Annotated in this window: 2 protein-coding genes; one reads left to right on the top strand and one right to left on the bottom strand. The window is 72.1% G+C overall.

Translation table 11 applies throughout. The annotated features are described in order from the left end of the window. Positions 1 to 106: 106 nt before the first annotated feature. Positions 107 to 439 (bottom strand): MGMT family protein, encoded by a 333-nt coding sequence (locus QMK34_RS47420; protein WP_326421618.1) that lies wholly within the window; start codon positions 437 to 439, stop codon positions 107 to 109. Positions 440 to 541: 102 nt separating this feature from the next. Between QMK34_RS47420 and QMK34_RS47415 the strand changes: the two genes are divergently transcribed. After that, positions 542 to 1,474 (top strand): UvrD-helicase domain-containing protein (locus QMK34_RS47415; RefSeq protein WP_326421619.1); only part of this gene is annotated, 933 nt, incomplete at its 3' end.

Genomic DNA, 1,474 nt, shown 5'->3' with positions numbered 1-1,474 from the left:
CCATGACGGCGTTTAACGCCGTCATGGTGGCCTTCAGGGACCTTCGAAACGGGAGCAAGGGACCTTTGCTCCCGCTTTCGGGGCTCATCGAGAAGGTAAGGCTTGCCTAAAAGAGGGTCTCCGCGGCGTCGGTGGGGTTCGCGGCGGGGCCATCGGGGCGCCAGCGGTACTTTTTGAGGTCGACGCGCTCGTCGTCGGCCAGCACGCCCTCGGCGCGCAGCAGTTCGAGCTGCTCGTGCACCAGGTGCGGCGCGGGAGTCCCGTTCGCGCGCAGTACGCGGTGCCAGGGCAGGTCGTGCCCGTCCTCGCCGAGGATCCAGCCGACCAGCCGGGGCGAGGGAGCACCGGAAAGTGCCGCTATATCCCCATAAGTCGCGACCGTGCCGGCCGGCACGTCGGCGATGACCGCGCGCACCCGTTCGTGCAGTTCGTCGTCCATGTCACCACTTTGCCGTGCCGCTGCGTCGTAGTGTCGGCCGGGCGTGGTTCCATCGCAGACGTGAACGCGCGGAGAACGGCGGCAGCGGCGGACGCGCGGCTCGTGCGCGCGCCGTTCACCGGCACGCGCTCGTTCGACTGGGACGCCGGTGCGCGCCGCGTCCTGGCCTCGCCGGGCGGCTTCCTGCGCGTCCTCGGCGGGCCAGGGACCGGCAAGACGGCGTTGCTGGCGTCGGCCGCCGCGCGGCGTATCGCGGACGGCGCGGACCCCGAGAGCGTCCTGATCCTCACCACGTCCCGCAAAGCCGCAGACACGCTGCGTGCCGACATCACCCGCGCCCTCACCGGCGACCCGGACAACGCGCCCCTCCCGCGTACTGTCCGTGAGCCCCTCGTTCGCACGGTGCACTCATACGCGTACTCGGTGCTGCGGCTGCAGGCCAAGGCCGACGAGCTGCCCGCGCCGCGTCTGCTGGCCGGGGCCGAGCAGGACGTCGTGGTCCGCGAGCTCCTGGCGGGGGACCTCGCTGTCGGGGCGCCCGGCTGGCCGGCCGCGCTGAAGCCCGCGCTGATCGTGCCCGGGTTCGCCGAGGAGCTGCGTGACCTGCTGCTTCGCGCGGCCGAGCGCGGTCTCGGCCCGGAGGACCTGATCCGGCTCGGCGAGCGTCGCAAACGGGACGAATGGGTCGCCGCCGGGCGCTTCTGGAGCCAGTACGAAGAGGTGACGGTCCTGCAGGGCGCCGGGGGCAACGCGCTCGGCGTAGCGAGTGCGCCCGCGTTGGACGCCGCCGAGCTGGTCACCTCGGCGTTGCTGGCGCTGGAGGACGACCCCGAGCTGCGCTCCCGCGAGCAGGCACGCGTTCGGCACTTGTTCGTCGACGACGCCCAGCACCTCGACCCGCTGCAGACGCAGCTCATCCGCCTGCTCGGGCACACCGCGGGCGAGTTCGTCGTCGCGGGTGACCAGGACCAGTCCGTGTTCTCCTTCCGTGGCGCCGATCCCTTCCTGTTCGCGGACGCCGACCCCGACGGCGAC

The sequence above is a fragment of the Amycolatopsis sp. H20-H5 genome, from assembly GCF_035828755.1.
In the GTDB taxonomy this organism is placed as follows: Bacteria; Actinomycetota; Actinomycetes; order Mycobacteriales; family Pseudonocardiaceae; genus Amycolatopsis.
This window is presented reverse-complemented; position numbering and strand designations above follow the sequence as displayed.